This window comes from Rothia santali (assembly GCF_024199905.1).
GTDB lineage: Bacteria > Actinomycetota > Actinomycetes > Actinomycetales > Micrococcaceae > Rothia > Rothia santali.
In genome coordinates this window covers 1-23,428 of the sequence record NZ_JANAFB010000002.1, presented here as the reverse complement: position 1 = coordinate 23,428, position 23,428 = coordinate 1, and the positions used below count along the sequence as shown (strand labels likewise).

Annotated in this window: 19 protein-coding genes and 2 pseudogenes; 2 read left to right on the top strand and 19 right to left on the bottom strand. The window is 76.8% G+C overall.

The features are described 5' to 3' along the window. Nucleotides 1–9: 9 nt before the first annotated feature. From NBM05_RS01085 to NBM05_RS01045, 10 genes and pseudogenes are all read right to left on the bottom strand, one after another. Nucleotides 10–795: a thioesterase II family protein gene (locus NBM05_RS01085; protein WP_254164433.1), complete on the bottom strand. Its 786-nt coding sequence runs from the start codon at nucleotides 793–795 to the stop codon at nucleotides 10–12. Beyond that, nucleotides 792–1,907, bottom strand: a complete 1,116-nt coding sequence (locus NBM05_RS01080) for a Gfo/Idh/MocA family oxidoreductase (RefSeq protein ID WP_254164431.1) — start codon at nucleotides 1,905–1,907, stop codon at nucleotides 792–794. The genes NBM05_RS01085 and NBM05_RS01080 overlap by 4 nt, the downstream gene beginning before the upstream one ends. Beyond that, nucleotides 1,904–3,196, bottom strand: a complete 1,293-nt coding sequence (locus NBM05_RS01075) for a saccharopine dehydrogenase NADP-binding domain-containing protein (RefSeq protein WP_254164429.1) — start codon at nucleotides 3,194–3,196, stop codon at nucleotides 1,904–1,906. The genes NBM05_RS01080 and NBM05_RS01075 overlap by 4 nt, the downstream gene beginning before the upstream one ends. Then, a complete protein-coding gene (locus NBM05_RS01070; protein WP_254164427.1) occupies nucleotides 3,193–6,930 on the bottom strand; it encodes an amino acid adenylation domain-containing protein in 3,738 nt (1,245 codons plus the stop codon). The genes NBM05_RS01075 and NBM05_RS01070 overlap by 4 nt, the downstream gene beginning before the upstream one ends. Next, on the bottom strand, nucleotides 6,816–7,796 hold the full coding sequence (locus NBM05_RS01065) for a condensation domain-containing protein (RefSeq protein ID WP_254164656.1): 981 nt from the start codon (nucleotides 7,794–7,796) through the stop codon (nucleotides 6,816–6,818). Before NBM05_RS01065 ends, NBM05_RS01070 begins: the two co-directional genes overlap by 115 nt. Further along, on the bottom strand, nucleotides 7,766–8,725 hold the full coding sequence (locus NBM05_RS01060) for a TubC N-terminal docking domain-related protein (protein ID WP_254164425.1): 960 nt from the start codon (nucleotides 8,723–8,725) through the stop codon (nucleotides 7,766–7,768). Before NBM05_RS01060 ends, NBM05_RS01065 begins: the two co-directional genes overlap by 31 nt. A gap of 146 nt (nucleotides 8,726–8,871) precedes the next feature. After that, complete coding sequence (locus tag NBM05_RS15285; RefSeq protein ID WP_373689257.1) at nucleotides 8,872–9,237, bottom strand: phosphopantetheine-binding protein; 366 nt, start codon at nucleotides 9,235–9,237, stop codon at nucleotides 8,872–8,874. A gap of 246 nt (nucleotides 9,238–9,483) precedes the next feature. Beyond that, nucleotides 9,484–10,536: pseudogene (locus NBM05_RS01055) on the bottom strand (amino acid adenylation domain-containing protein); the annotation flags it as partial. 58 nt (nucleotides 10,537–10,594) lie between these two features. Continuing rightward, nucleotides 10,595–12,862: a condensation domain-containing protein gene (locus NBM05_RS01050; protein WP_254164421.1), complete on the bottom strand. Its 2,268-nt coding sequence runs from the start codon at nucleotides 12,860–12,862 to the stop codon at nucleotides 10,595–10,597. Further along, on the bottom strand, nucleotides 12,811–15,639 hold the full coding sequence (locus tag NBM05_RS01045) for an AMP-binding protein (RefSeq protein WP_254164419.1): 2,829 nt from the start codon (nucleotides 15,637–15,639) through the stop codon (nucleotides 12,811–12,813). Before NBM05_RS01045 ends, NBM05_RS01050 begins: the two co-directional genes overlap by 52 nt. A gap of 104 nt (nucleotides 15,640–15,743) precedes the next feature. Here NBM05_RS01045 and NBM05_RS01040 point away from each other — a divergent pair. Both NBM05_RS01040 and NBM05_RS01030 read left to right on the top strand, forming a co-directional pair. Then, nucleotides 15,744–16,951: pseudogene (locus NBM05_RS01040) on the top strand (AMP-binding protein); the annotation flags it as partial. A gap of 223 nt (nucleotides 16,952–17,174) precedes the next feature. After that, nucleotides 17,175–18,143 (top strand): NAD-dependent epimerase/dehydratase family protein, encoded by a 969-nt coding sequence (locus NBM05_RS01030; protein WP_254164417.1) that lies wholly within the window; start codon nucleotides 17,175–17,177, stop codon nucleotides 18,141–18,143. A gap of 58 nt (nucleotides 18,144–18,201) precedes the next feature. Here the strand turns inward: NBM05_RS01030 and NBM05_RS01025 are convergent, their stop codons facing one another. The 9 genes from NBM05_RS01025 to coaD all read right to left on the bottom strand — a co-directional run bounded on the left by NBM05_RS01025 (nucleotide 18,202) and on the right by coaD (nucleotide 23,309). Next, nucleotides 18,202–18,648 carry a GNAT family acetyltransferase gene (locus tag NBM05_RS01025; protein WP_254164415.1) on the bottom strand — a complete coding sequence of 149 codons (447 nt, stop codon included), beginning with the start codon at nucleotides 18,646–18,648 and terminating at the stop codon, nucleotides 18,202–18,204. A gap of 123 nt (nucleotides 18,649–18,771) precedes the next feature. Then, nucleotides 18,772–18,963, bottom strand: a complete 192-nt coding sequence (locus tag NBM05_RS01020; protein WP_254164413.1) for a hypothetical protein — start codon at nucleotides 18,961–18,963, stop codon at nucleotides 18,772–18,774. Nucleotides 18,964–19,091: 128 nt separating this feature from the next. Further along, nucleotides 19,092–19,421 (bottom strand): hypothetical protein, encoded by a 330-nt coding sequence (locus tag NBM05_RS01015; RefSeq protein WP_254164411.1) that lies wholly within the window; start codon nucleotides 19,419–19,421, stop codon nucleotides 19,092–19,094. A gap of 224 nt (nucleotides 19,422–19,645) precedes the next feature. Further along, nucleotides 19,646–19,975, bottom strand: a complete 330-nt coding sequence (locus NBM05_RS01010; RefSeq protein ID WP_254164409.1) for a hypothetical protein — start codon at nucleotides 19,973–19,975, stop codon at nucleotides 19,646–19,648. 165 nt (nucleotides 19,976–20,140) lie between these two features. Continuing rightward, nucleotides 20,141–21,112 (bottom strand): bifunctional DNA-formamidopyrimidine glycosylase/DNA-(apurinic or apyrimidinic site) lyase, encoded by a 972-nt coding sequence (mutM, locus tag NBM05_RS01005; protein ID WP_254164407.1) that lies wholly within the window; start codon nucleotides 21,110–21,112, stop codon nucleotides 20,141–20,143. Then, complete coding sequence (gene rnc, locus NBM05_RS01000) at nucleotides 21,105–21,818, bottom strand: ribonuclease III (RefSeq protein ID WP_254164405.1); 714 nt, start codon at nucleotides 21,816–21,818, stop codon at nucleotides 21,105–21,107. Before rnc ends, mutM begins: the two co-directional genes overlap by 8 nt. 11 nt (nucleotides 21,819–21,829) lie before the next feature. Beyond that, complete coding sequence (rpmF, locus tag NBM05_RS00995) at nucleotides 21,830–22,033, bottom strand: 50S ribosomal protein L32 (RefSeq protein ID WP_254164403.1); 204 nt, start codon at nucleotides 22,031–22,033, stop codon at nucleotides 21,830–21,832. Between the two features lie 2 nt (nucleotides 22,034–22,035). Then, nucleotides 22,036–22,545 (bottom strand): YceD family protein, encoded by a 510-nt coding sequence (locus NBM05_RS00990; RefSeq protein ID WP_254164401.1) that lies wholly within the window; start codon nucleotides 22,543–22,545, stop codon nucleotides 22,036–22,038. Nucleotides 22,546–22,835: 290 nt separating this feature from the next. Beyond that, complete coding sequence (gene coaD, locus NBM05_RS00985) at nucleotides 22,836–23,309, bottom strand: pantetheine-phosphate adenylyltransferase (protein WP_254164399.1); 474 nt, start codon at nucleotides 23,307–23,309, stop codon at nucleotides 22,836–22,838. Nucleotides 23,310–23,428: the final 119 nt, after the last annotated feature.

Here is a 23,428-nt window from a genome sequence, read left to right as displayed (position 1 = left end):
GTGGCGTTCTCACGGAGTGCTCGGCCAGGGCGCGGCCGCGGCGGCCAGCGCCGGGTCGAGCCGGCGGAGCAGGGCGGCGACGACGTCGCGCCGGTGCGGGGCGAGGTAGAAGTGGTCTCCGGGGAAGACCCGGGTCTCGACGCCGCCGCGGGTCGTCTCGGCCCAGCCGGCGGCGTCCTCCTCGGCGACCTCGGGGTCGTCCTCGCCGATGAACAGGGTCACGGGGCACTCGAGCCGGGCCCCGGGGTCCGGGGCATGGGTCTCGATCAGCCGGTAGTCGGCGCGCACGCAGCGCAGCACGGCCTCGCGCAGGCCCGGCTCGGCCAGGACCTCCGGGTCGGTGCCGCCCAGCCGGTCGAGCTCGGCGAGGATCGAGGCGTCGGGGCTGCGGTGCACCGCGCCGGGGGCGGCCCGGTGCGGGGCGCGGCGGCCCGAGGCGAACAGGCGGACGGGCTCCCCGTGCCCGGCCCCGCGCAGGCGGTGGGCCAGCTCGACCGCCACGGCCGAGCCCATCGAGTGGCCGAACAGCACGTAGGGCCGGTCCAGCAGCGGGGCGAGGGCCGCGGCGACGGGGCCCGCGTAGTCGGCCATCGCCTCGACCGGGTCCTCGTGGAAGCGGTCCTCCCGGCCGGGCGGCTGGACGCAGAGCAGGTCCACGCCCGCGGGCAGCAGCGGCGCCCACGGGCGGAAGGCCGCGGCGGCCCCGCCGGCGTGCGGCAGGCAGATCAGGCGCAGCTCCGCCTCGGGGCGGGGCCGGGGGTGGCGCAGCCAGGGGGACGGCGCATGGCGGCTCATCGGGGGACCTCCTCGGTCGGGGGCAGGACGCGGTCCAGGGACCAGGAATCGGGGGCGGCGGGACGGATGACCTCGGGGCGGCCGAGCCGGTCCAGGAGGTCGTGCCACACCGCGGTCACGGACAGGTCGCGCTGCCCGCGGGGGAGGGGGTCGGCCCCGGCGCGGACGGCGTCGACCGTCTCCCGGATGGCGCGGGCCATGGTCAGCGGCCAGGTCTCGGCGAAGATCCCGCGCCAGGACGGGGGCTCGGTGCCGGGGACGACCGTCAGGGCGGGCTCGGCCAGGTGGCCGGTGCCCGGGCCGGTGGAGCGCAGCCGGCCGTGCCGGTCGCGGGGTGCGTGGAGGCGGGGCTGCCACAGCACGGGCCCGTGGGCGTCGGCCAGGGTCAGGGTGCCGCCTTCGCCGGTGATCGCGATCCGGTGCCAGACCAGTGCGTGGTTGTCCCCGTCGGAGGGGTCCAGCTGGTGCTGGACGCGCAGGGTGAGCGGGACCCCTGCCAGCGCGCCCTGGAGCACGCGGTAGGGCTGCGGGCTCGCACAGGCGGCCTCGACGCGCGGGTCGGCGGGCAGGGGGTCGCCCAGGGCCCACGGCGCGGTTCCGCCGAGGGCCTCGGCCAGGACGTCGAGCAGGGGGTGCAGGACCTGGACCGCGGAGGTCCCGTCGACCGAGAGGATCGGTCCGAGCTCGCGCATCCGCTGGGCGCCGTCGAGGAACCGGCGGACGGCCGGGACGTGGCGGTAGAAGGGGTTGAGGCGGTAGACGACGCCGGCCGCCCGCGCCGCCCGCAGCAGCCCGGCGAGCTCGTCGCGGTGCACGGGGTGCTCCTGCAGCACGTGGATCCCGCGCCCGAGCAGCGCGCCGGCGATCTCGGCCCCGGGCCCGCCCGAGACGGCGGAGCCGATCGCCACGCAGGCGAGGTCGACGTCGTCGGGCAGGTCCTCGACGCGGGTGTAGAGGGGCACGCCCTCGGCGGCCGCGTAGGCGCGGGAGAACTCGCCCCCGCGGGCGAGCACGCCGACGAGCTCGAGGTCCCGGGGCAGCAGCCGGATCCCCTCGCGGTGGAAGCGGCCGAAGCCGGTCCCGCAGAGCACGGTGCGCAGCCGACGGCTCACAGGACCCCCTCCTCGATCCGCCCCGCCGCGCGGTCCCCGGCCCAGGGTCCCTCCAGGACCCGCAGGTCCTCGAGGGCCGCGGCGCCGTCCGCACCGGCCGGGGGGAGCCGGCCGGCGTCGCCCAGCAGGGCCTCGACGGCGCGGTCCGGGTCCAGCGCGTCGGCGGCGTGGTGCGCGCCCTCGGGGACGCGGCCGGCGGCGGTCTCGAGGGCGGTCCACGCGCCGACCCGGCCGGTCAGCGCGTAGCTGTCGGGGGTGCGCAGCACGAGCGTGGCCGGGGCCCCCGTCCCGTCGAGGACCTCCAGGACCAGGAGGTAGCCGGGGGTGCGGCCGGCGAGGTCGAGGTCGGCGGCGCGGCGCAGGTCCCTGACCGCGGCGGGGAAGTCCGTGGCCGCCGTCCCCTCGGCGGAGTGGCCCGCCCGGGCTCCCTCGGCGGAGAGGCCGGCCCGGCCGGTCAGCAGCTCGCGGACCGCCGGCCCGAGGTGGACCGTGGACCACTCGAGCTCCTCGAGGCCCAGGCCCGCGGCGAGCCGCTCGGCCTCGCGGGTCAGGAAGGGCTGGACGAAGCCGTCCTCGGCGAAGTGCGGGCGCGCGCGGCGTCCCGGGAGGCCCGGGCCCGGCGGACGACGCCGGCGCCGGCCCGCCACACGGCCCCGGGCGTCCCGAAGACGACCGCCTCGTCGGCCGCGCCGGGCAGCGGAGCAGGAGGTCGCCCGCGGCGGCCGGGGTGCAGCGCTCGAGCCCGCCCGCGTAGCCGCGCAGGCGGCGCAGTCCGCGGCGGCGCGCCACCCAGCGGGGCAGGAGCGCCGAGAGGCCCGGCAGCATCCCCGCCGAGACCACGGCCCGCCGCCCGGCGAGCATCGGTCGTCGGCCAGGGCGGAGCGGACCGGCTCGTCGCCGGTGACGTCGACGACGTCGGCCCCGGCGGCCAGCGCGGCCCGGGCCACCCGGTCGCCCACGGCGTAGGAGGGTCCGGCGCAGCACAGCACGACGTCGCAGCCGGCGCAGAACGCGGCCAGCGAGGCGTCGTCGGCAAGGTCCGTGGGCCGGACCTCGGCGGCGTCGGTCTCCGGGTCGGGGCCGCGGCCGTGCGAGTCGGGGCCGTGCCCGGAGGCAGCGCGCCCGCGGCCGGCGGCGCCCGCGAGCTCCGCCGCGAGGGCGCGCAGCGGCTCCTCCCCGCGCCCGCCCAGCCGCAGGCGCGCGCCGCCGCTCGCGGCGAGGAACCGGCTCGCGGCCGAGCCCACCGCGCCCGAGGCGCCCAGGACGCCGATCAGGGGCAGGTCCCTCATGCGACCACGTCCCCGCCCGTGATGGCCTCCAGGTGCTGGAGGATGCCCGGGGCGTAGGGTGCGGAGAGCATCCCGAAGTGGTCTCCCGGCACGTCGCGGACGCGCAGGTCGCCCAGGACCAGGCGCTCCCAGTAGGAGGTCACGCTCTCCTTGTTGCCCGGGAAGGGGTAGGCCCCGCTGTGCCGCAGGAAGGCGACGTCCCCGGCGTAGGGCGCCGGCTCGTAGCGGGAGATCGAGAACACGCTCTGGCGGAAGATGCGGAACATCTCCTCGAGCGCCTCCGGCGCGTAGGTCCCGGCCGAGGGCGGCAGCGCCGAGCACAGCCGCTCGACGCGCTCGGACCGCGGGGTCGCGGCCAGCACCCGGAAGCGCTCCGCGACGTCGGCGAACTCCCCGTCCAGGAGGCCGATCGCACCGTCGGGCAGCACGCCGGGCGTCGCCTCGAGCAGGGCGTCCGATGCCGCGGAGACCCGCTCCTCGTCCGCCGGGAAGCCGACCGCCACCGGGTCGATGCCCATCATGACGGCGAAGGCGTACTCAGAGATCAGCTCGTCCTCCAGCCGGAACGGCGGTCGGTGGGTGCTGATCGCGGTCAGGGACGCCACCTCGGCGCCGGCCTCGGTCAGGGACCGGGCGACCTCGGTCGCGACCAGCCCGCCCAGGCAGTACCCGACGACGTGGAACCGGTCCCCGCCGCGCTCGAGCAGGGCCCGGGCGTAGTCGGCCGCCCAGCGGACGATGACCGAGGAAGGGTCCGCGTCGAGGAACGCCGCGACGTCGGGCAGCTCGAGGCCGACGACGGTCCCGCGCCCGGCGGCCCGGCGCCGGATCTCGGTGATGAGGGAGCGGTAGGGCACCAGGGTCCCGGTCCCGGCATGGACCAGGGCCGTCACGGCGCCGCCGCCGGGGCCGCTGAGCGGCACGTACGGGTCCCGGGCGCGGTCGGCCGCGGCCTCGACCTGGCCCGAGAGGTCCCGCAGGTACGCCGCGAGCCCCGCGACCGTGGGCGTGCGCAGCAGATGCCGCAGCACGACCTCCCATTCGATGTCCTCGCCGGTGCCGGGAAGCACCTCGCCCAGCCGGCCGACCATGCGGGCCACCAGGAGGGAGTCCCCGCCGAGGTCGAAGAAGTCGTCCTCGCGCCCGACGCCGGGTCGGTCCAGCAGCTCCGACCACAGCCCGGCGAGCGCGCGCTCGAGCTCGTCCGCGGGGGCCGCGGCCACGGCGCCCACGCCGGCGTCGGCGCCGGCCGCGGGCAGCTCGGCCAGCAGCCGCTTCCGGTCCACCTTGCCGTTGCCGGTCAGCGGGATCCGGTCCAGGACCTGCCAGCGGGCCGGCACCATGTACTCCGGCAGGCGCGCGGCGGCGTGCCGGGCGAGGTCCTGCGGCTCGGCGGGCAGGCGGTCGGCCTTGAGCCGGGCGAGGAACAGGCCCTGCCCGGTCCTCTCCAGCCCGGGGTCGTCCTCGGGCAGCGCCACGGTGCCGACGGCGCCCGCGCCCGCGAGCGCCTCCAGCCACTGCGCCCGGGTCAGGAACGTCTGGTCGGCGCTCGTCCGCGCGTCGTGGTGGCCGCCGTCGAGGCCCTCCATGAACTCCATCGAGACCATGAGCGCCGGGTCGTGCTCGAGGGTCGTCTCGATCGCCAGCAGGTGGCCGCCGGGGACGAGGACCTCGCGCAGGCGGGCCAGCGCGGCGTCGGCGTCCACGGCGTCGTGCAGGACGTTGGCCGCGACGACCGCGTCGAAGGAGTGGGGGGAGCGGCCCTGCTCGGCCGCGGTCCGCTCGATGTCGTAGAGCCCGAAGGAGATCCACGGGAAGGCCGCGAAGCGCTCCCGGGCCTCGGTCAGGAAGAACGGCGAGACGTCCGTGAACAGGTACTCGACCGGATGCCCGGCCAGGGCCGCCACGACGGCCTCGGTGGTTCCCCCGGTGCCCGCGCCGACCTCCAGGACGCGCAGCGGCCGGTCCGCGGTGCGCTCCCCGGCCAGGGCGGCCAGGGCGGCCGCGACGGCGGCGTTGAGGTGCCGGATCGCGAGGTTGTCCCGGTAGGCGCCGCTCGCGGCGTCTGTCCCCTCGCCGGGGAAGAGCAGGGAGCGCACGTCCAGCTCCGCGGTCAGCAGCTCGGGCAGGCGGCCGGCGCACTCGCGCAGGTAGCGCAGCACGTCGGTGCCGTAGCGGACCCGGGCCTCCAGCTCCGCCAGGCGGTCCCAGCCCGCGGCGTGCTCGGCGGCCGTGACGGGGGTCAGGCCGGCGAGCGAGCCGTCCGCGGCGCGGCGCAGCCGGCCGGCGTCGACGAGCGCGGCGAGCCAGCGGCGCACCAGGCGGTGGTGCCGCCGGTCGGCGCGGAGGGCGGCGAGGACCTCGGCCTCGGGGTGGGAGGAGCCGGCCGCGGGGAACAGGCCCGCCCCGGTCAGGGTCAGGGTCATGGCCTCGAGGGCGGTGGTGCGCATGCGGTCCAGGAAGGCGGAGAGCTCGGCGCGGTCCAGCTCCCCGACCTCCGCCGCGGCGGCGCGCCGGGCGGCGTCGGCCACGGGCGCCGGCACGGAGCGGTCGGCGTCGGCGGCGCGCGCGGCGGTCTCGACGAACGCGGTGAGCCGGCGGCCCTCCCGCTCCTCGGGGGCGAGGACGGCGACGCCGGCCACGGCCGGATGCGAGGCCACGGCCGCCTCGACCTCGGCGAGCTCGACGCGGTGCCCGCGGATCTTCACCTGGTCGTCCTCGCGACCGAGGAACTCCAGGTCCCCGCTGGGGCGGTAGCGGCCGAGGTCGCCGGTGCGGTACAGCCGCTCCCCGGTGCGCGGGTGATCGACGAAGCGCTCGGCGGTGCGCTCCGGGTCCCCGAGGTAGCCCAGGGCCACCCCCTCGCCGCCGATGTGCAGCTCGCCCGGGACCCAGTCGGGGCGGTCCCGGCCGGCGGCGTCGAGGACGTGGAACGTCTGGTTGGGCAGGGGACGGCCGTAGGGCACGCTGGGCCAGGACGGGTCCACGGTCCCCACGGGATGGTGGATGGACCAGATCGAGCCCTCGGTGGCACCGCCCAGGCTATAGAGCCGGGCGCCGGGAAGCAGCCCGCGGAGGCGGCCCGGCAGGGCCAGGGGAATCCAGTCCCCGGACAGCAGCAGGGCGCGCAGGGCGGACGGTGCACAGTCCGGTGCGGAGTCCAGGTAGTCGGCGAGCATGCCCGCCTGCGCCGGGACGGAGTTCCACAGGGTCACGCCGTGCTCCTCGAGCAGCTCGGCCCAGTGGGACGGGTCCCCGCGGCGGGCGGCGTCGGGCACGACCACGGCGCCGCCGCGGGCGAGGACGCCGAAGAGGTCGTACACCGAGAGGTCGAAGCCGAGCGCGGCGAGCGCCAGCACCCGGTCCCCGGGGCCGACGTCGAGGAGGCCGTCCACGCCGTCGAGCGTGTTCAGCGCCGAGCGATGCGAGACGACCACGCCCTTGGGCGCACCCGTGGACCCCGAGGTGTAGATGACGTAGGCGGGATCCCGGGGCTCGACGGCGCGCGGGAGCGGGTCGCTCGGGGCGGGGCCGGCCGGCACCTCGTCGACGGTGATCGCGGCCGGGGCGGGCGCCTCCCCGTCCCCGGCGTCCGCGGGCGCCGGAAGCCACGACTGGGTCAGCACCGCGCGGACGCCGGCGTCCGCGAGGATGCGGGCGCGGCGGGCCTCGGGCTGGGTCGTGTCCACGGGCACGTACACGGTTCCCGCGAGCGAGGCGGCCAGCGCGGCCACGACCTGCTCGGCCCCTTGTCCATCACGATCCCGACGCGCTCCCGGGCCGCACGCCGGCCTCCCGCAGGGCCTCCGCGACGCCGGCGACCCGGCCCCACAGCTCGGCGTGGGTCAGCTCGCCCTCGGGGTGCACCACGGCCGTGGCGCCCGGGGCCGCGATGGCCGCGCGCAGCGGCCTCGTGCAGCAGGCCCTCGGCCAGCGGGGCGGCGGTCGCGTTGACGCGCTCGCGCACCGCGGCCTGCCCGGCGGGGAGGGGCACGACGTCGTCGGCCTCCCAGGGCGCGTCGGAGGTCGCCAGGGCGCGCAGCAACCGCTCGTAGGCGGCGAAGGCCTCGGCCGCGACGCCACCGACCAGCACGCCCTCGCGGACGTCCCAGCGCAGCGCGAGGCCGTCGGCGTCGAGGGAGACCTGGCAGTCGAGCCAGACCTGCGGGGTCTGGGAGAGGCCGTGCACCTCGCGCAGGGACCAGGAACGGTCCGGGGCCGCGTCGGCGTCGTCGGCGCCCAGCGCGCCGGTGAACACGACCGGCATCAGCACGGCGGCCTCGCCGCGGCGGCGGGACAGCTCGGCGAGGACCTCGTTGCCGGAGTACAGCCCGTGGTCCAGGTCCTCCAGCAGGCGTCCCTGCCGGGCGCGGGCGCGCTCGGCGAAGCTCGCGCCGTCGTCGGCCCGCACCGCGAGCAGGCTCAGCGACGTGAAGTCCCCGACGACGCGCGGCACGTCGGGGTGCAGCGGCAGCCGCCGCGAGACCGGTAGGTTGAGGGTGAGGTCGCCGTGGCGGGACCACCGGGCGACCACCTCGGCGTAGGCGGCCAGCGCGACGGCGGAGGGGGTCAGCCCGTGCGCCGCGGCCCGGCCGCGCAGGCCCTCCCACTCCGCGGCGTCGAGCCGCCCGGCGAGGCGGTGAAGCGCGCCGAGGCGTCGGCGGCGCGATCGGCCAGGGGCAGCTCCGGGGCGGCCGGCAGCTCGTCCAGGCGCGCGTCCCAGTAGGCGCGATCCCGGTGGTAGGCGGGGCCCTCGCGCAGGCCGCGGCGGGCCAGGACGTAGTCGCGGAAGCCGGCCTCGGGCGCCGGCGACAGGGCGTCGGGGTTCTCGTAGGCCTCCCGCAGCTCCGCCAGCAGGAGCCGGACGCTCGCGTGGTCGGCGGCCAGCAGGTCCACCGAGAGGTGCAGGACCGTGGTGCCCCGGCCGCGTGTCGCGTGGAGGCGGACCAGGGGCCAGGAGTACGGGTCCGGGACGTGGTCGCGCAGCCGCTCGCGGGTGCGCTCGACGTGGGGGGCGGGGTCGGCGTCGCCGAGGTCGGTCGCGGTGAAGGACTCGCCGGGGGCCTCGGGGAGGACCTCCTGGTAGCCCTCGGGGCGCACGACGGCCCGCAGCATGTCGTGCCGGTGGACCAGGGTCCGCCACGCCTCGCGGAGGCGCGCGGGATCGAGGTCGCCCAGCTCGAGCTCGACGTAGGCGTGGCATGCGACGCCGCCGAAGTCGTACGCGGAGCCCCGGCCGACGAGGTACGCGGACTGGACCTCGGTCAGGGGGAACGGCTCGTGGCGGGCGGCGGGGTCGGGGGTCAGCCGCGGGTTGTCCCGGGCGGCGAGCAGGTCCAGGACCTCGGCGCGGTGCGCGGCCAGGGCGGCGCGGCGCTCGTCGGTGAGCGTCCCGGCGGGGGCGCGGAAGCGCAGGGCGCCGTCCTCGGCCCAGAGGTGGACGCCGTCGCGGGCGAGGTCTGCGAGCAGGGCCGCGGGGCTCGGCCCGGTGGCGCGGTCGGTGGCGGGTGCGAGGGGTGAGGAGTTCACGGGCTGGGTCTCCTGGGTCGTGGTCGTGGTCGTGGTCTTGGGGGGCGTGAGCGTGGGTGGCGTCGAGTCGTGGGGAGGGCGGTGGAGGGATGCTGCGGGGCGGGGAGGTCGCCGGGCCCCGGTCCTGGGGGAGCGGCGGCTGCAGGTCAGATGGTCCCGACGACGACGGCGTCGTCCCCGGCGCCACGGAGCTGGTCCGCGAGGGCCCGGAGGGTCGGGTCGGCGAGGAACGCGCGGGTCGAGACCCCCGGGTGGAGGGCCCCGCGAACCTCGGTGATCATGCGCAGGGCCAGCAGGCTCGTGCCGCCCAGCGCGAAGAAGTTGGCCGCGCGGTCCTCGACCGGCGCCCCGAGCACCCGGGACCAGAGGTCCGCGAGTCGGCGCTCGACGTCGTCGGCGGGCTCCTCCGGGGCGCCGCGCTCGGCGAGCAGGTCCGCGGCCAGGGCCTCCAGGGCGGGGCGGTCGACCTTGCCGTTGGGGGTCAGGGGGAGGGACGGCAGGACCCGCAGCACGCCCGGTACGGCGTGCGGGGCCAGGCGCTCACGCAGGTGGGCGTCCAGGTCCGGGGGGAGGTCTGCCGGAGCGCTCCCCGCGGCGGCGTGCCCGGCGGCGGCGTGCTCCGCAGTGGGACCTCCCGCGGCGGCGTGCCCCGCAGTGGGACCTCCCGCGTCGTCGTGTCCCGCGGCCTCGTCCGCCGGGGTCAGGAAGCCGACGAGGCGTCGGTCGCCCCGCCCGCCGACCGCGAGGACCGCGGCCCGGCCGATCCCGGGGTGCTCCCGCAGGGCCGCCTCGACCTCGCCGGGCTCGAGCCGGTGCCCGCCCACCTTGACCTGGCGGTCCGCCCGGCCGAGGAACTCCAGGAGGCCGTTCTCCCGGTAGCGCCCGAGGTCGCCCGTGCGGTACCAGCGGCCGCCCGGGCCCTCGACGAAGCGCTCGGAGGTGCGCTCCGGGTCCCCGCGGTAACCGCGCGCCAGCCCGGCGCCGCCGATCCACAGCTCCCCGGGGACCCCGTCTGGGCAGTCGCGCCCGTGCGGGTCCACCACGCGGAAGCGCTGGCGGGCCAGGGGGAGGCCGTAGGGCACGGAGGACCAGCCGGCCGGGGCGCGGCCGCCGTCGTGGGCGTTGGACCAGATCGCGGCCTCGGTGGCCCCGCCCAGCGCGACGAGCCGCGCACGCCGCGAGGAGGCCCGCTCCAGCCGCCCGGCCAGGTCCGTGCCGACCCAGTCGCCGGAGACCAGCGCCAGGTACAGCCCGTCCGGCAGCTGTCCGTCACCGGCCGCGACGAGCAGGAGGTCCAGCAGGGCGGGCACGGAGTTCCACACCGTCACCCGGTGCTCGCGGCACAGCTCCAGCCAGCGGTGGGCGTCGGTGCGCTCCTCCTCGCGGGGGAGCACGAGCGCGCCCCCCGCGCCGAGGACGCCGAAGACGTCGAAGACGGAGAGGTCGAAGTCCAGCGCGGACAGGGCCAGGACCCGGTCCCCGGGACCCACCGAATAGCGGGCGACGACGTCGGCCACCGTGTTCAGGGCGGCCGCGTGGGAGACCTCGACGCCCTTCGGCTCGCCCGTGGACCCGGAGGTGAACACGACGTACGCGGTCCCGGCCGGATCCGCCGGGACGGGCTCGAGCAGCGGCGCGTGGCCCAGCAGCTCCGCGACCTCGCAGGAGGCGGGCGCGGCCGGGTCCGCCCCGATGCTCAGCACGGTGCCGGCCGCCTCGTGGACGCGCTCCCGGCGCCGGGCGGGCTGCGAGACGCCCACGGGCACGTAGGCGGCGCCCGCCGCGACGATGCCGAGCGCGGCGCACACCTGGTCCGCCCCTTGGGCAGGTGGACGCCGACGGCGTCCCCGGGCTCGACGCCGCGCGCGATCAGCCCCGCGGCGATCCGCAGCGCCCGGTCCCGGACCTCCCGCGCGTGAGCGCGCCGCCGTCGCCGATCAGCGCCGGGGCGTCCGGCTCGCGGAGCGCGCGGTCGAGGAAGGCGTCGTGCAGCAGCCCGCCCGGTGCGGGACCGGATCCGGCCGCGGCGTCGATCTCCTCGCGGCGGCGGCGCTGGCCGGCCGGGAGCAGGTCCGCCGCCGCCCGGTCCCACGCCCCGAGGCCCTCGCGGGCCAGGCGGCGCAGCAGCCCCAGGTAGGCGGCGAACATCTCGTCGAGCACGCCGGGGAGGAAGAGCTCCTCGACGGCGTCCCAGGAGACGTCGAGGCCGCCGTGGCTCTCGAGCACCTGGTTGTCCAGGTGCACCTGCGGGGACTGGGAGAGCCCGCCGACGCGGGTCGCGAACCCCCGCAGCGGATCCAGGCCGCGCCCGTCGCCCAGGCCCAGCGAGCCGGTGAAGACCACCGGCACGCCGGCCTCCGCCGCACCCTCCCGCCGGGAGAGGTCCCGCAGGACCCGCTCGGCCGAGACCTCGCGATGGTCCAGGTCCTCGCCGAGACGCCCGTGCAGCCGGCGCGCGGCCTCGAGCGGGGAGGTCCCCGGGGCGCGGTCGTACCCGGCGAGGGAGAGGCTCGTGAAGTCGCCCAGGACCCGCTCGAGGTCCGGGTGGCCCCCGGGGCGGTTGAACAGGGTCAGCGTGATCGCGACGCCGGTCCGCCCGCTCCACGCCGCGAGGACCTCGCCGTAGCAGGCCAGCAGCAGGGACGACGCCGTGAGGCCGGCCTCGCGGGCGACCCCGGCCAGCGCGGTCCACTCGGCGGGTCCGAGGTGGTCGGAGCGGCAGGCGAAGCGCGGCACGCCGATCGCGGAGGGGTCCACGGCCAGCGGGAGCGCGGGCGCCGGGGGCAGCTCCTCGACCCTCCGCCGCCAGTGCTCCAGGGCGCGGCGCTCGCGAGCGGGGTCGGGGGCCGAGGCGAGTACGCAGTCGCGGAAGGTGATGCCGAGCGGGGGGAGGACGGCGTCGGGGTCCAGGTACAGCTCCTGCAGCTCGCGGTAGAAGGTCATGATGCTCAGGGCGTCCAGGACCAGGTAGTCCAGGACCACCCCCAGCCGCGTCCGCTCCCGGCCCGCGTGCGGGTGACGCAGCGCGCGGACCTCGAACAGGGGCCACCGGGCCGGGTCGAGGACGCGGTGGGACATCTCCTCGGAGAAGGCGGCGAGCGAGCCCTCCGGGTCCGCGGGGTCGGCGTCGCGCACCGGCACCGAGACGGGCGGGACCTCGGGCAGGACGCGCTGGGCGCCGTCGGCGTCGAGCACCGCGCGGAGCATGTCGTGGCGTTCCACGAGGCGGTCCAGGGCGCGGGCGAGGCGGGCGACGTCGAGGTCCTCCGCGTCGAACTCGGTGTAGTGGGAGGTCCCCGCGCCGCCGAGGACGAAGGCGGGATCCCGGCCGGTCAGGTAGGCCCGTTGGACGCCGGTCAGGGGGAAGGGCTCGTGGCGCCCCGCCGCGTCGTGCACGATGCCGGGGGCCGCCTCCCGCCCCGCGGCGGCCGGGCCGGCGCCGATCAGGCGAGCGGCCAGGTCCGCGAGCACCGGGTGGCGGAAGACCGTCCCCACCCCGACGCCGTCCCAGCCGCGGGCGCGCAGGTCCGCCACGAGCCGGGTCGCGAGCAGGGAGTCCCCGCCGCGGGCGAAGAACGAGTCCCCGCGGGAGACGCCCGAGGCCCCGAGCAGCTCCTTCCACAGGCCGGCCAGCTCCTGCTCGCGGTCGCCGCGGGGGGCGGCGGAGTCGTCCTCGGGCCGGTCCTCGGCCTCGGCGAGCAGGCGGGCGACGGCCGCGCGGTCGGCCTTGGCGTTGGGCGTCAGCGGGAGGTCCCGCAGCGTGCGGATCGCGGCCGGGGTCATCGAGGCGGGAAGCCGCTCGGCGGCGTGGGAGCGCAGCTCCGCGACGTCGACGTCGTCCTCGGCGAGCACCGCCGCGGCCAGGCGGGGGGCGGGGTCCTCGAGGAGGACGACGACCGCCGTCCGGACCCGCGGGTGGGAGGCGAGCGCCGCCTCGACCTCGCCCAGCTCGACCCGGACGCCGCCGACCTTGACCCGGTGGTCCGCGCGGCCCACGAAGTGGAGGGCGCCGACGGCGTCGTACCGGGCGAGGTCGCCGGTGCGGTACCAGCGCTCGCCGCGGGCCTCGACGAAGCGCGCCGCGGTCAGGCCGGGGCGCCGCGATAGCCGCGGGCCAGGCCGGCGCCGCCGATCCACAGCTCGCCGGGCACGCCGTCGGGACGGTCGCGGCCGTCTCCGTCCACGACCCGGCAGCGCACGCCGGGCAGCGGGCGGCCCCAGGGGACGGCGTCCCAGGCGGGATCCGCCTCCCCGACCTCGAGCAGGGTCGAGTGGATGGCGGCCTCGGTGGTGCCGCCCAGCGCCAGGAAGCGGGCGCCGGGGGCCGCCGCACCCAGCCTCGCGACCAGGCCCGGGTCGACGCGGTCCCCGCCGAGCAGGGCGGCGCGCAACGCCGGGGCCGGGGCCTCGCCCGACTCGACGACGCTGAGCCACAGGTCCAGCAGCGTCGGCACGCAGTTGACGACGGTGACGCCGTGCTCCGTGGCCGAGCGGGCCCACCGCGCGGCGTCGGGCCGGTCCGCCGCGGCGACGAGCACGACGGCTCCGCCGACGGACAGCGGTGCGAAGAGGTCCAGCACCGACATGTCGAAGTCGGCCTCGGCGAGGCCGAGCATGCGATCGGCGGGGCCGAGGGCGAGCTCCCGGGCGAGGATGTCGACCGTGTGGGCGGCGGCCGCGTGGGGGACCTCGACGCCCTTGGGGGAGCCGGTGGAGCCCGAGGTGAACAGGACGTAGGCGAGCTCGGCGGGGTCGGCGGCGCGCGGGGTGCCGGCCGCGTGGGCCAGGGCCTCGACCAGGGGGAGGACGGGGACGGAGGGTCCGTCCCCCGGCGGGGTCGTGCGGGCGCCGGTGCCGGCGTCGTCCCGGTCGGTGAGCACCAGGGCCGGGGCCGCCTCCCGCAGGATCCGGCGGCGGCGCTCGGCGGGCTGGTGCCAGCCCAGAGGCAGGTAGGCGCAGCCCGCGGCCAGCACGCCGAGGATCGCCGCGACCCGGTCCGTGCCGACCTCCGCCGAGACCGCCACGAGCGCACCGGCCGGCGCGGCGGCCGAGACCGCGCCCGCGACCCAGCGCGCGCTCGGCCAGCTCGCGGTAGGTGAGGGAGGCGCCGTCGGGTCCGACGACGGCGAGGGCCTCCGGTGCGCTGCGTGCCCGGTCGAGGACGGCGGCGTGCAGCGTCCGCGGGGCGGGGGCGGGGTCCCCAGCGCGGGGCGGGCGCGCTGTCGCAGCGCGGCGGCCGGGACGGCGTCGGGCGCGGGCCGGTGCCAGGCCTCCGGGTCGTCCACGAGGGCGTCCACGAGGTCGCGGTAGGCGTCGAAGGCCGCGCGGGCCGTGCCCGGGGCGAAGGCGTGCTCGCGCAGGTCCCAGTTGAGGAGCAGGCCGCCGTCGAGCTCGGTCACCTGCGCGTCGAGCCAGACCTGCGGGCCCTGGGAGATGATGTGCGACGGCGCGCCGAGGACCCGCTGCACCTCCGCGCCGAACAGCGGTCCCAGGCCGATCGCGCTGGTGTAGACCACGGGCGAGGGCACGGTGGGGCCGCCCCGCAGACGGGCGAGGTCGCGGAGGACCTCGACCCCGCCGTACGCGCCGTGGTCCACCGCGGCGTGCAGGTCCCGCTGGAGGGAGCGGGCCCGTTCCGCGACGGTGAGCGGGCCGGCGGCGTCCACGGTCAGCAGGACCGAGCTGCTGAAGTCCCCGACGACGCGTTCGACGTCGGGGTGCAGCGGCGCCCGGTCGAAGAGCGGCAGGTTGAGGCTGAACCGCGGTTCGGCGCTCCACCGGGCCATGGTCTCCGCGAAGACCGTGGCCAGGGCGGCGGCCGGGGTGATCCCCGCGGCTCGGGCGCGCTCGCCGAGCAGCGCCGTGCGCTCGGGCGTCAGGGCGTGGTGCAGGCGGGTGGAGCGGGCCGCGGGGGTCCCGGCGGGAGTGGGCGCCGCGGCGTCGAGGACCGCGGGCAGGGCCGGGGCGGGGGCGATCTCCGTCAGGCGTCCGGCCCACCAGGCGCGGGCGCGCTCGATCTCCCGGGGGCGGCGGGAGGCGCGGTCCCGCAGCGCGGTCGCGAAGTCGTAGGCGGGGGCCGGGCGGGGCGTTCCGGCGTAGGCCGCGGCGAGGTCCTCGAGGAGCACGCGGAGGCTCAGCGCGTCGGCCGCCACCATGTCCAGGTCCACGTGGACCCGGGTGCGGCCGCCGGGCAGAAGGGTCAGGAGGACGTCCAGGACGCCGTCGGACTCCAGGTCCACGCGCCGGTGGGTGCCCTCCTCGCGCAGCGCGGCGAGGCGGTGCTCGACGTCGTTCGCCCCGGCCGCGCGGAGGTCCTCGACGCGCAGGGCGGGCCCGGGGCCGTCGCACCGCTGGCTGCCGTTCGGGTCGATCCGCACGCGCAGCATCGGATGGCAGCCGACGACGTGCGCCAGCGCCGCGCCGAGCCGCTCGGGGACGAGGCCGGCGCCGTCGAACTCGGTGTAGAAGTGGGCCGCGACGCCGCCCAGGGGCTGCTCGTCCCCGCGGCCGACCCAGTAGGCGTGCTGCATCGTGGCCAGCGGGAAGGGCGCGTCGGTGGCCTGCGGGGTTGGCGCGGGCGGCGGGACGGGGGCGTCGTCCGCGGTCCCGCCCGGCGCGATCCCACCCGGCGCGGTTTCGCTCGGTGCGGTGAGATCCGAGGTCGCGCCGCCCGGGGCCGCGCCGTCCGCCGGGCCCAGCAGGCGCCGCCAGGCCTCGAGGGTCGGCTCGGTCGCGAGGTCCTCGAAGGTCACCTCGTGGCCGTCCTCGCGCCATCGGCCCACCAGCCGGATCAGGCCCAGGGAGTCGAGGCCGCGCTCGAAGAGGTCGTCGCGCTCGGCGTACGCGTCTGAGCCCAGGACCGCCGTGACCTGCTGGCGGACGGCCGGGGATGGCGTGGCGGGGCGGTGCGGCACGGGGACCTCTTTCGGCCGGTGGAGTCAGAGAGTGCTAATGAGTATCATTCTCATTTATGTCCACATCTAACAGCACCCGAGAGCGCGTGTCGAATCGCCCGGCCGCCCCGCTGCCCCCGCTCCCGCCGCTGGCCTCCAACGACCCGGCCGCGATCCTCTACACCTCGGGCTCCACGGGCCCGGCCAAGGGCGTGGCGTACACGCACCGGCAGCTCGCCGCGATGCGCGACGCGATCCAGCGGACCTACCGGATCGAGAGCGGCTCGGCGCTGGTCGCCGGCTTCGCGCCCTTCGCGCTGCTGGGCCCGGCCCTGGGCGCGACGTCGGTGACCCCGGCCATGGACGTCACCCAGCCCAAGACCCTGAGCGCCCGGGCCCTGGCCCAGGCGGCCGGCGCGATCGAGGCGACCGTGGTCTTCGCCTCCCCCGCCGCCCTGGTCAACGTGACCGAGACCGCCGGCGAGCTGACGGCGGAGGAGCGCGCCGCCCTCGGGCGCGTGCGCCGCCTCCTCTCCGCCGGCGCGCCGCTCACCGAGCCGCTGCTGCGCGCGGTGGCCGGGCTGGTCCCGGCCGCCTCGGTGCACACCCCCTACGGCATGACCGAGGCGCTGCCCGTCTCGGACATCAGCCTGCAGCAGATCCTCGAGGCCGCCGACGACGCCGTCCACGGCGTCCAGGGCGCGGGCAACGGCGTGTGCGTCGGGACCCCGGTCTACGGCGCGCACCTGGCCCTCGCCCCGCTGGACGAGCGCGGGCGCCCGGCCGAGGAGCCGACCCAGCGGGCCGGCGTGACGGGCGAGATCCTGGTCAAGGCCCCCCACATGAAGGACCACTACGACCGGCTGTGGTGGACCGAGCGGACCTCGGTGAGCGTGCCCGGCTGGCACCGGACCGGGGACATCGGCCACTTCGACGCCTCGGGGCGGCTCTGGGTCGAGGGGCGGCTCGCGCACGTGATCCTGACCGCCGAGGGCGTGCTCTCCCCGGTCGCCCCGGAGAGCGCGGCGGAGACCGTCGCCGAGGTCCGCCGGGCCGCCGTCGTGGGCGTCGGGCCCGAGGGCGCGCAGGTCCCGGTGGCCGTGGTGGAGCTCGCCGAGGGGACGGAGGGCGCGGGCCGGCCCGGCGTCGTGCCCCACGAGCTGCTGCGGCGGGTGCGGGCCGCGGTCGGGAGGCCGCCGGCGTCGAGCTCGCCGCGGTCCTCCAGGTTCCCGAGCACCCGACCGACATCCGCCACAACTCGAAGATCGACCGACCCCGGCTCGCCGCATGGGCCGCCGGGGTGCTCTCCGGAGGGAAGGTGCGCACGCCGTGAACAGCGCAGCCAAGCACAGCATGCCGTGGAACCGGGGCCACCGGGAGGAGCCGCGGGGCCGACGACGCCGCCCGTCTCCGGAGCCGAGCACGACGCCGGAGCGGAGCACGACGCCCGCGGGACGTGGCGCGCCCCCGACCCCGCCGAGCGCCGCCGCGTCCTCGCCGACGCCGGGCTCGCCCCCGCCACGGGCCGCACCGTCCTGGTCACGGGCGCCTCTGGGATGCTGGGCCGCGAGGTCGCGCTGGGGCTGATCCGCCGCGGTCACCGGGTCACCGCCTTCCAGCGCAGCGATGCGAAGGCCCTCAAGGCATCCCTCGGCGAGCAGGGCCGCGAGCGCCTGCACCAGCACCGCGGCGACCTGACCGACCCCGACGCCGTCCGCCGCGCCCTCGAGGACGCCGACGCCGTGGTCCACCTGGCCGCCAAGGTCTCCGTCTCCGGCCCGTGGGAGGAGTACGAGCAGGCCAACGTGCGCGGCACCCGCGTGCTGCTGCAGCTGGCCCGGCGCGCGGGCGTGCGCGACGTCGTCTACGTCTCCTCCCCCTCGGTCTCCCACGCCGGCTCCGCGTTCATGGGCCAGGGCAACGAGCCCGCCGAGCCCGACGCCGCCCGGGGCAGCTACGCCCGCTCCAAGGCGTACGGCGAGCGGCTGGCCCTGGAGGCCGACGGCGAGGACTTCCGGGTCGGCGTCGTGCGCCCGCACCTGGTGTGGGGGCCGGGCGACACGCAGCTGGTCGAGCGGATCCTGGAGCGCGCCGCCCGCGGCGGGCTGCCGCTGCTGGACCAGGGCGCGGCCCTGATCGACTCGACCTACGTGACCAACGCGGCCGACGCGATCGTGCGCTGCCTCGAGCGGATCGAGCAGGCCCACGGGCGGCCGCTGGTGGTGACCAACGGCGAGCCGCGGACCGTGGGCGAGCTGCTGGGCGGCATGTGCCGGGCCGCGGGCGTTCCCGAGCCGACCCGCCGGGTCCCCTCCTCGCTGGCCAGGCTGGCGGGCAGGGTCATCGAGAAGGTCTGGGAGCGCCGCCCGGGCGAGGACGAGCCGCCCATGACGGAGTTCCTCGCCGAGCAGCTCTCCACGGCCCACTGGTTCGACCAGCGCCAGACCCGCGAGGTCCTGGACTGGACCCCGGAGGTCTCGATCGACGCCGGGATGGAGCGGCTGCGGGAGTACTACCGGGGGTAGGCAGCCCCGGCTGCGGACGCGGAGCGGTCTTCGATCGCGGCGACTGCTCGGACCGGTGCTACGTCGCCGAGCCCCGGCGCGCCTCGAGGGCCTCGTCGAAGAAGCGGCCCATGACGCGGACCTCCTGGTCCCGGTAGCCCAGCGCCTCGTAGAAGGCCGCGGATCCGGTGTTGCCGGCGCGCAGCATGAGCTGCACCTTCGGGATTCCGCGATCGGCCAGCCACCGCTCGGCGGCGCGGACCAGCGCCCGGCCGACGCCCTCCCGGCGGCGCGCGGGGTCCACCGCGAGGTAGTACAGCCATCCCCGGTGGCCGTCGTGGCCGACCATGGCCGTCCCCGCCAGGGCGCCGTCGTCGGTGGACGCTGCCAGGACCGTCGAGGAGGCGCCGGTCAGCGCGCGCCCGAGGTCGGCGGCGGGGTCGTTCCAGGGGCGGGTCAGCCCGCAGACGTGCCACAGCTCGATGGCCGCGCCGTAGTCTTCGGTGGCGAGTTCGTCGATGCGCATGGGGCCAGGGTACCCGGGGCGCGCTGCGGTTGAGGGATACACGGGCCCCGCCGTTCAGGGGTGCGCGGGGGCTCGCGATCCACGAGTTCGCGGGGCGCCTCGCAGTCCACGGGCGCCCGGGGGCTAGACGAGCCTCTCGAGCATCAGCCGCCGCGGGCGCAGGAATTCGGGGTGGATCCGATCCCGCCACGGGCTGGCGATCGCGGCCCGCCAGGTCGCGCCGCCCTGGACCTCGCGCGCCTCCAGGTCGTAGGCGGCGAGGTAGCGCGGCGAGCCGTCCGTGCGGAAGCGCCGCGCGCGGACGGTCCCGGGCACGCCCGCGATCCGCGGCAGGTGCTCGTCGTCGAACCAGCGGTTGAACTCGCCCTCGGTCTCGGCGGGGATGTCCGCCTACAAGACGTAGTGCCAGGGCCGCCGCGCGCCGTCGTCCGCGTCGCCCAGCGTCAGCAGCCCCTCCAGGCGGCGGATCCGGTGCTCGGGAAGGCGGAGGCGTCGACGCCGAGCAGGGCGGCCAGCAGCCGCGGCCCGTCGGCCGGCAGCCGAAGCTCGCCGGTCGGCGGCCGCGGCACGTCGGCCGGCCCGGGCTCCTCGCCCTGCCGGAGGCCGCCCACGTAGATCCACGTCTCGTCCTCGTCGACGGCGGTCAGGACGTCGACGTCGAGGCCCGGCGCCGCGGACCTGGCCCGTCTCGCCTCCCCGGGACCCCAGCGCGTCCCGGGGAGCTCGAAGAGCCACAGGACGAGGGGCGGCGCGTCGCCGGGGCGAGTGGTCATCGTGGGCTCCTCCTGGATGTGGTCGACGCGCCCTCGACGATGAGGACGCCCGAAGACTGGGCCGCTACGGGGCCCGACAGCCTGCCTCGAGCATCTCATGCGCATCGGCGGCGGCACGTGAGTCACGACCGCGAGCCGGCCCCTCCGCACGCGGCGCCCGCCTGCGCCGCCGGCACCCCGGCGGGCGTGACCGGCCGCCGGCCATCACGGCCGGGATCCGGCGATCACTGCCCCAGGATCGCGTAGAAGACCTTCTCCGAGACCTCGACGGCGAGCCGGTCGACCTCGCTCAGGTCCACCCCGTCGATCCGGAGGGGCTCCTTGTTCTCGAAGGCCTCGAAGCCGCCGATGCCCCAGCTGCCGGCGGTCACGAGGATCCCCTCGCCGTCGGGCTCGATCAGGATCGCCGCGTACTCCTCGCCGATGGCGACGCTCATGCGCTCCCTCAGCGGAAGCCCCGCCCGATGGATCTCCAGGGCGATCTCCCGCGAGATGCGCAGGTACTCGATGGGCGAATCGTGCTGCGGTGAGAGGTGCAGGTCGGTGTCGATCATGGGAGCATCCACCTAAAGTCGTAGTCCTTAGAGGTGGAGATTAGCATCACTTGACGACGAAAGCTTTACACATACAGTTTTTTGCCCGGCGTGCCGCCGCGCAGATCTCAGGATCCGGACGACGCCGTCGCCGCGGCACGGGCTCCGGCCGTCGAGCCCGAGGCCTCAGCCCGCCCGGAACCCCCGCGGCGCCCGCTGGCACCGCGGGCAGCGGTACGAGGACCGGTTCATGAACGGCTCCCGCACGATCACGCCCGGGACCGGCAGCTCGGCGCACCGCGGGCACTGCTTCCCGGCGCGGCCGTAGACGTTCAGCCCCCGCTCGAAATACCCCGACTCCCCGTTGACGTTGATGTACAGCGCGTCGAAGCTGGTCCCGCCGGCGGCCAGCGCCTCGGTCATGACCTCGGTGCTCGCGTGCAGGATCGCGTCGGCCTGAGCTGCGGTCAGCGAGTCGGCGGGCTTGGCGTAGTGCAGGCGGGCGCGCCACAGCGACTCGTCGGCATAGATGTTGCCGATGCCCGAGAGCACCGTCTGGTCCAGCAGCACCCGCTTGATCCCACTGGAGGTGCGCCGCAGCCGCCGGCGGAAGGCCGCGGCGTCGAAGTGGGCGTCCAGCGGGTCCCGCCCGATGTGGGAGACGCTCGCGGGCAGCAGCGGCAACGCCAGCGCGCTGAGGGAGGCGCCCGGGGCGCCGTCGGCCGCGGGCACCAGCGGGTCCAGGAACATGCCGCCGAAGATCCGCTGGTCCACGAAGCGCAGGTCCCGCACCGCGCCGTCGGGGGTCAGCAGGCGCATGCGGATGCGCAGGTGGCGCTCCCGGGCGGCGTCGGGCTCCTTGATCAGGGCCTGGCCGCTCATGCCCAGGTGCACGACGACGCCGCGCTCCCCCACCTCGCCCGCGGCCAGCGCGGAGGCCGGGGCCGAGGGGTCGGCGAGGATCAGCCACACGTACTTGCCGCGGCGGGCGACGTCGGCCAGCACCCGTCCGGACAGGGCGGCGGCGAAGCGCTCGGGGCCCTCCGGGTCGCGCCGGAGGGAACGGGGGTCGAGGACCTCGACGGACTCGATCAGCGAGCCGCGCAGGTGCCGCTCCAGTCCGGAGCGCACCACCTCGACCTCGGGCAGCTCAGGCACCGGCGGCCCGCGCGGTCTCCGCCGCCTCCGCGAGGCGGTGGAAGGCCTGCTCGGCGGCGGCGCGCTCGGCCTGCTTCTTGGCCGTGCCGAGGCCGACGCCGCGCACGGCCCCGCCGATGAGGATCGTGGACTCGTACTCGCGGGCGTGCGCGGGCCCGGTCGCGGTGACCTCGTAGCGGACCTCGCCGATGCCCAGCGAGGCGGCGAGCTCCTGGATCTCGGTCTTCCAGTCGCGGCCGGCGCCGAGGACGTAGGCGTCGTCGAGCAGGTCCGCGGTGAAGCGCAGGACCAGGTCCCGGGCGATATCCGGCCCGCAGACCATGAAGGTCGCGCCGAAGAGGGCCTCCATGGTGTCGGAGAGGATCGAGTCCTTCTCCGCCCCGCGGTTCAGCTCCTCGCCGTGGCCCAGCCGGATGTGGCGCCCGACGTCGAGCGAGCGGGCGATGCGCGCGAGCGAGCGCTCGGAGACGACGGCGGCCCGCCGCTTGGCGAGGCTCCCCTCGGTCTCCTCGGGGAAGCGCACGTAGAGCTCGTGCGTGACGGCGAGGCCCAGCACCGAGTCGCCGAGGAACTCGAGGCGCTCATTGTGCGGGGTGCCGGGGTGCTCGTGGGCGTACGAGCGGTGCGTGAGGGCAAGCTGAAGCGTCCCGGCGTCGAGATCGACACCGAGACGCTCCAGAAGCTCTCCGTAAGGTACGGACGTCATGCGGACACCTCTTAGGCGTCGGCCACCTTGCGGCCCTTGTACTCGAAGTACAGGGGCGTGCCGGTGGAGTCGGTGACGACCTTGGCCTGGTGCGGCAGGCTGTAGGTGACCTTGCCGTTCTCGACGGTCTTGACCAACTGGGGCGCGGTCGCCTTCCACTGGGAGCGGCGCGCGCGGGTGTTGGCACGGGACATTTTCCGCTTGGGAACAGCCACGGCTATCTCTCTTCTCTCTCGGTTGTCTCGGTTGCGGCCTCGGAGCCGAGCAGCCCGGAGAGGGCCGACCAACGGGGGTCGAGCACCTCGTGATGGTGGTCCGGGTCGTCCTCCAGGCGCGCCCCGCACTGGGAGCACAGGCCCTGGCAGTCCTCCCGGCACACGGGCTGGAACGGCAGCTGCGTGATGACCGCATCGCGCAGGACGGGTTCGAGATCGATGACATCGTTCTCGACAACGTACTGCTCGTCTGCGTCGTCGTGCGACTGGCTTGCGGGTGCCGGCTCAAAAGCGTAGAGCTCCTGAACGTCGGCCGTCACCGGGAAGTCGATCGGGTCGAGGCAACGGCTGCACTCCCCGCGGGCTTCCGCGGAGGCGACACCGCTGACCAGGATACCATCATGAACGGATTCAAGACGGAGGTCCAGGTCGATGTCGGAGCCCTCGGGCACGCCGATCAGGGCGTTGCCGAACTTCTCGGGGGCGGGCCTGGTCTCGTTCAGGGTGTCCATGGTTCCCGGCCGCTTGGCCAGTTCCCTCACGGAGACCGCGAGGGGCGAAGCATTGTCCTTCTTGATGATGAACTCCTGTACGAAATCGTGACCGACATATCAGGCTACTGCGATTCCCGGCGCGGGGGCAACCCTCCGGCTCTCCCCCGGGGCCGTAAGTGCCCAAGATCACCGGGCTCCGCGGCGCGCTTCGGCGCGTCGGGCCTCGCGCCGGTGCGCGGCGGGTCTCGCACTGGTGCGCCTGGGGCGTCGCGCCGGTGCGCCGCGGCCCGGCACACCCCCGACGCCGCTCAGCCGCCCGAGAGCCGCCGCGCCACGCTGCGCGGCACGTAGTCGGAGACGTCCCCGCCCAGGGACTCGACCTCCTTGATGAGCGAGGAGGACAGCTGCGAGTACCGCGGGTCCCCCGCCAGGAAGATGGTCTCGACGCCGGTGAGACTGCGGTTCATCGCGGCCATGGGCGCCTCGAAGTCGAAGTCGCGGGAGTTGCGCAGGCCCTTCAGGACGGTCGCGGCGCCCCGGCTGCGGGCGTACTCGGCGAGCAGCCCCCCGCCCATCGCCTCGACGCGCACGCCGTCGAGCAGGCTGAAGACCTCCCGGACCATCTCCAGCCGCTCCTCCAGCCCGAAGCGGTAGGTCTTGGCGGGGTTGTTGGACACGGCCACGATGACCCCGTCCGCGAAGATCTTGGCGGCCCGCGCGATCACCTCGACGTGACCGTTGTGGATGGGGTCGAAGGATCCGGGACACACAGCGAGCTTCATGCCCCCAAACTAACAGGCGCGCCCTACGATGTGCCTATGCCCCAGAACACCGCCGCGCCCCGCACCCCCTCGTCCGCGACGCCGCACCGCGCCGCCGCCGCGCCGGCCCCGCCCTGGCG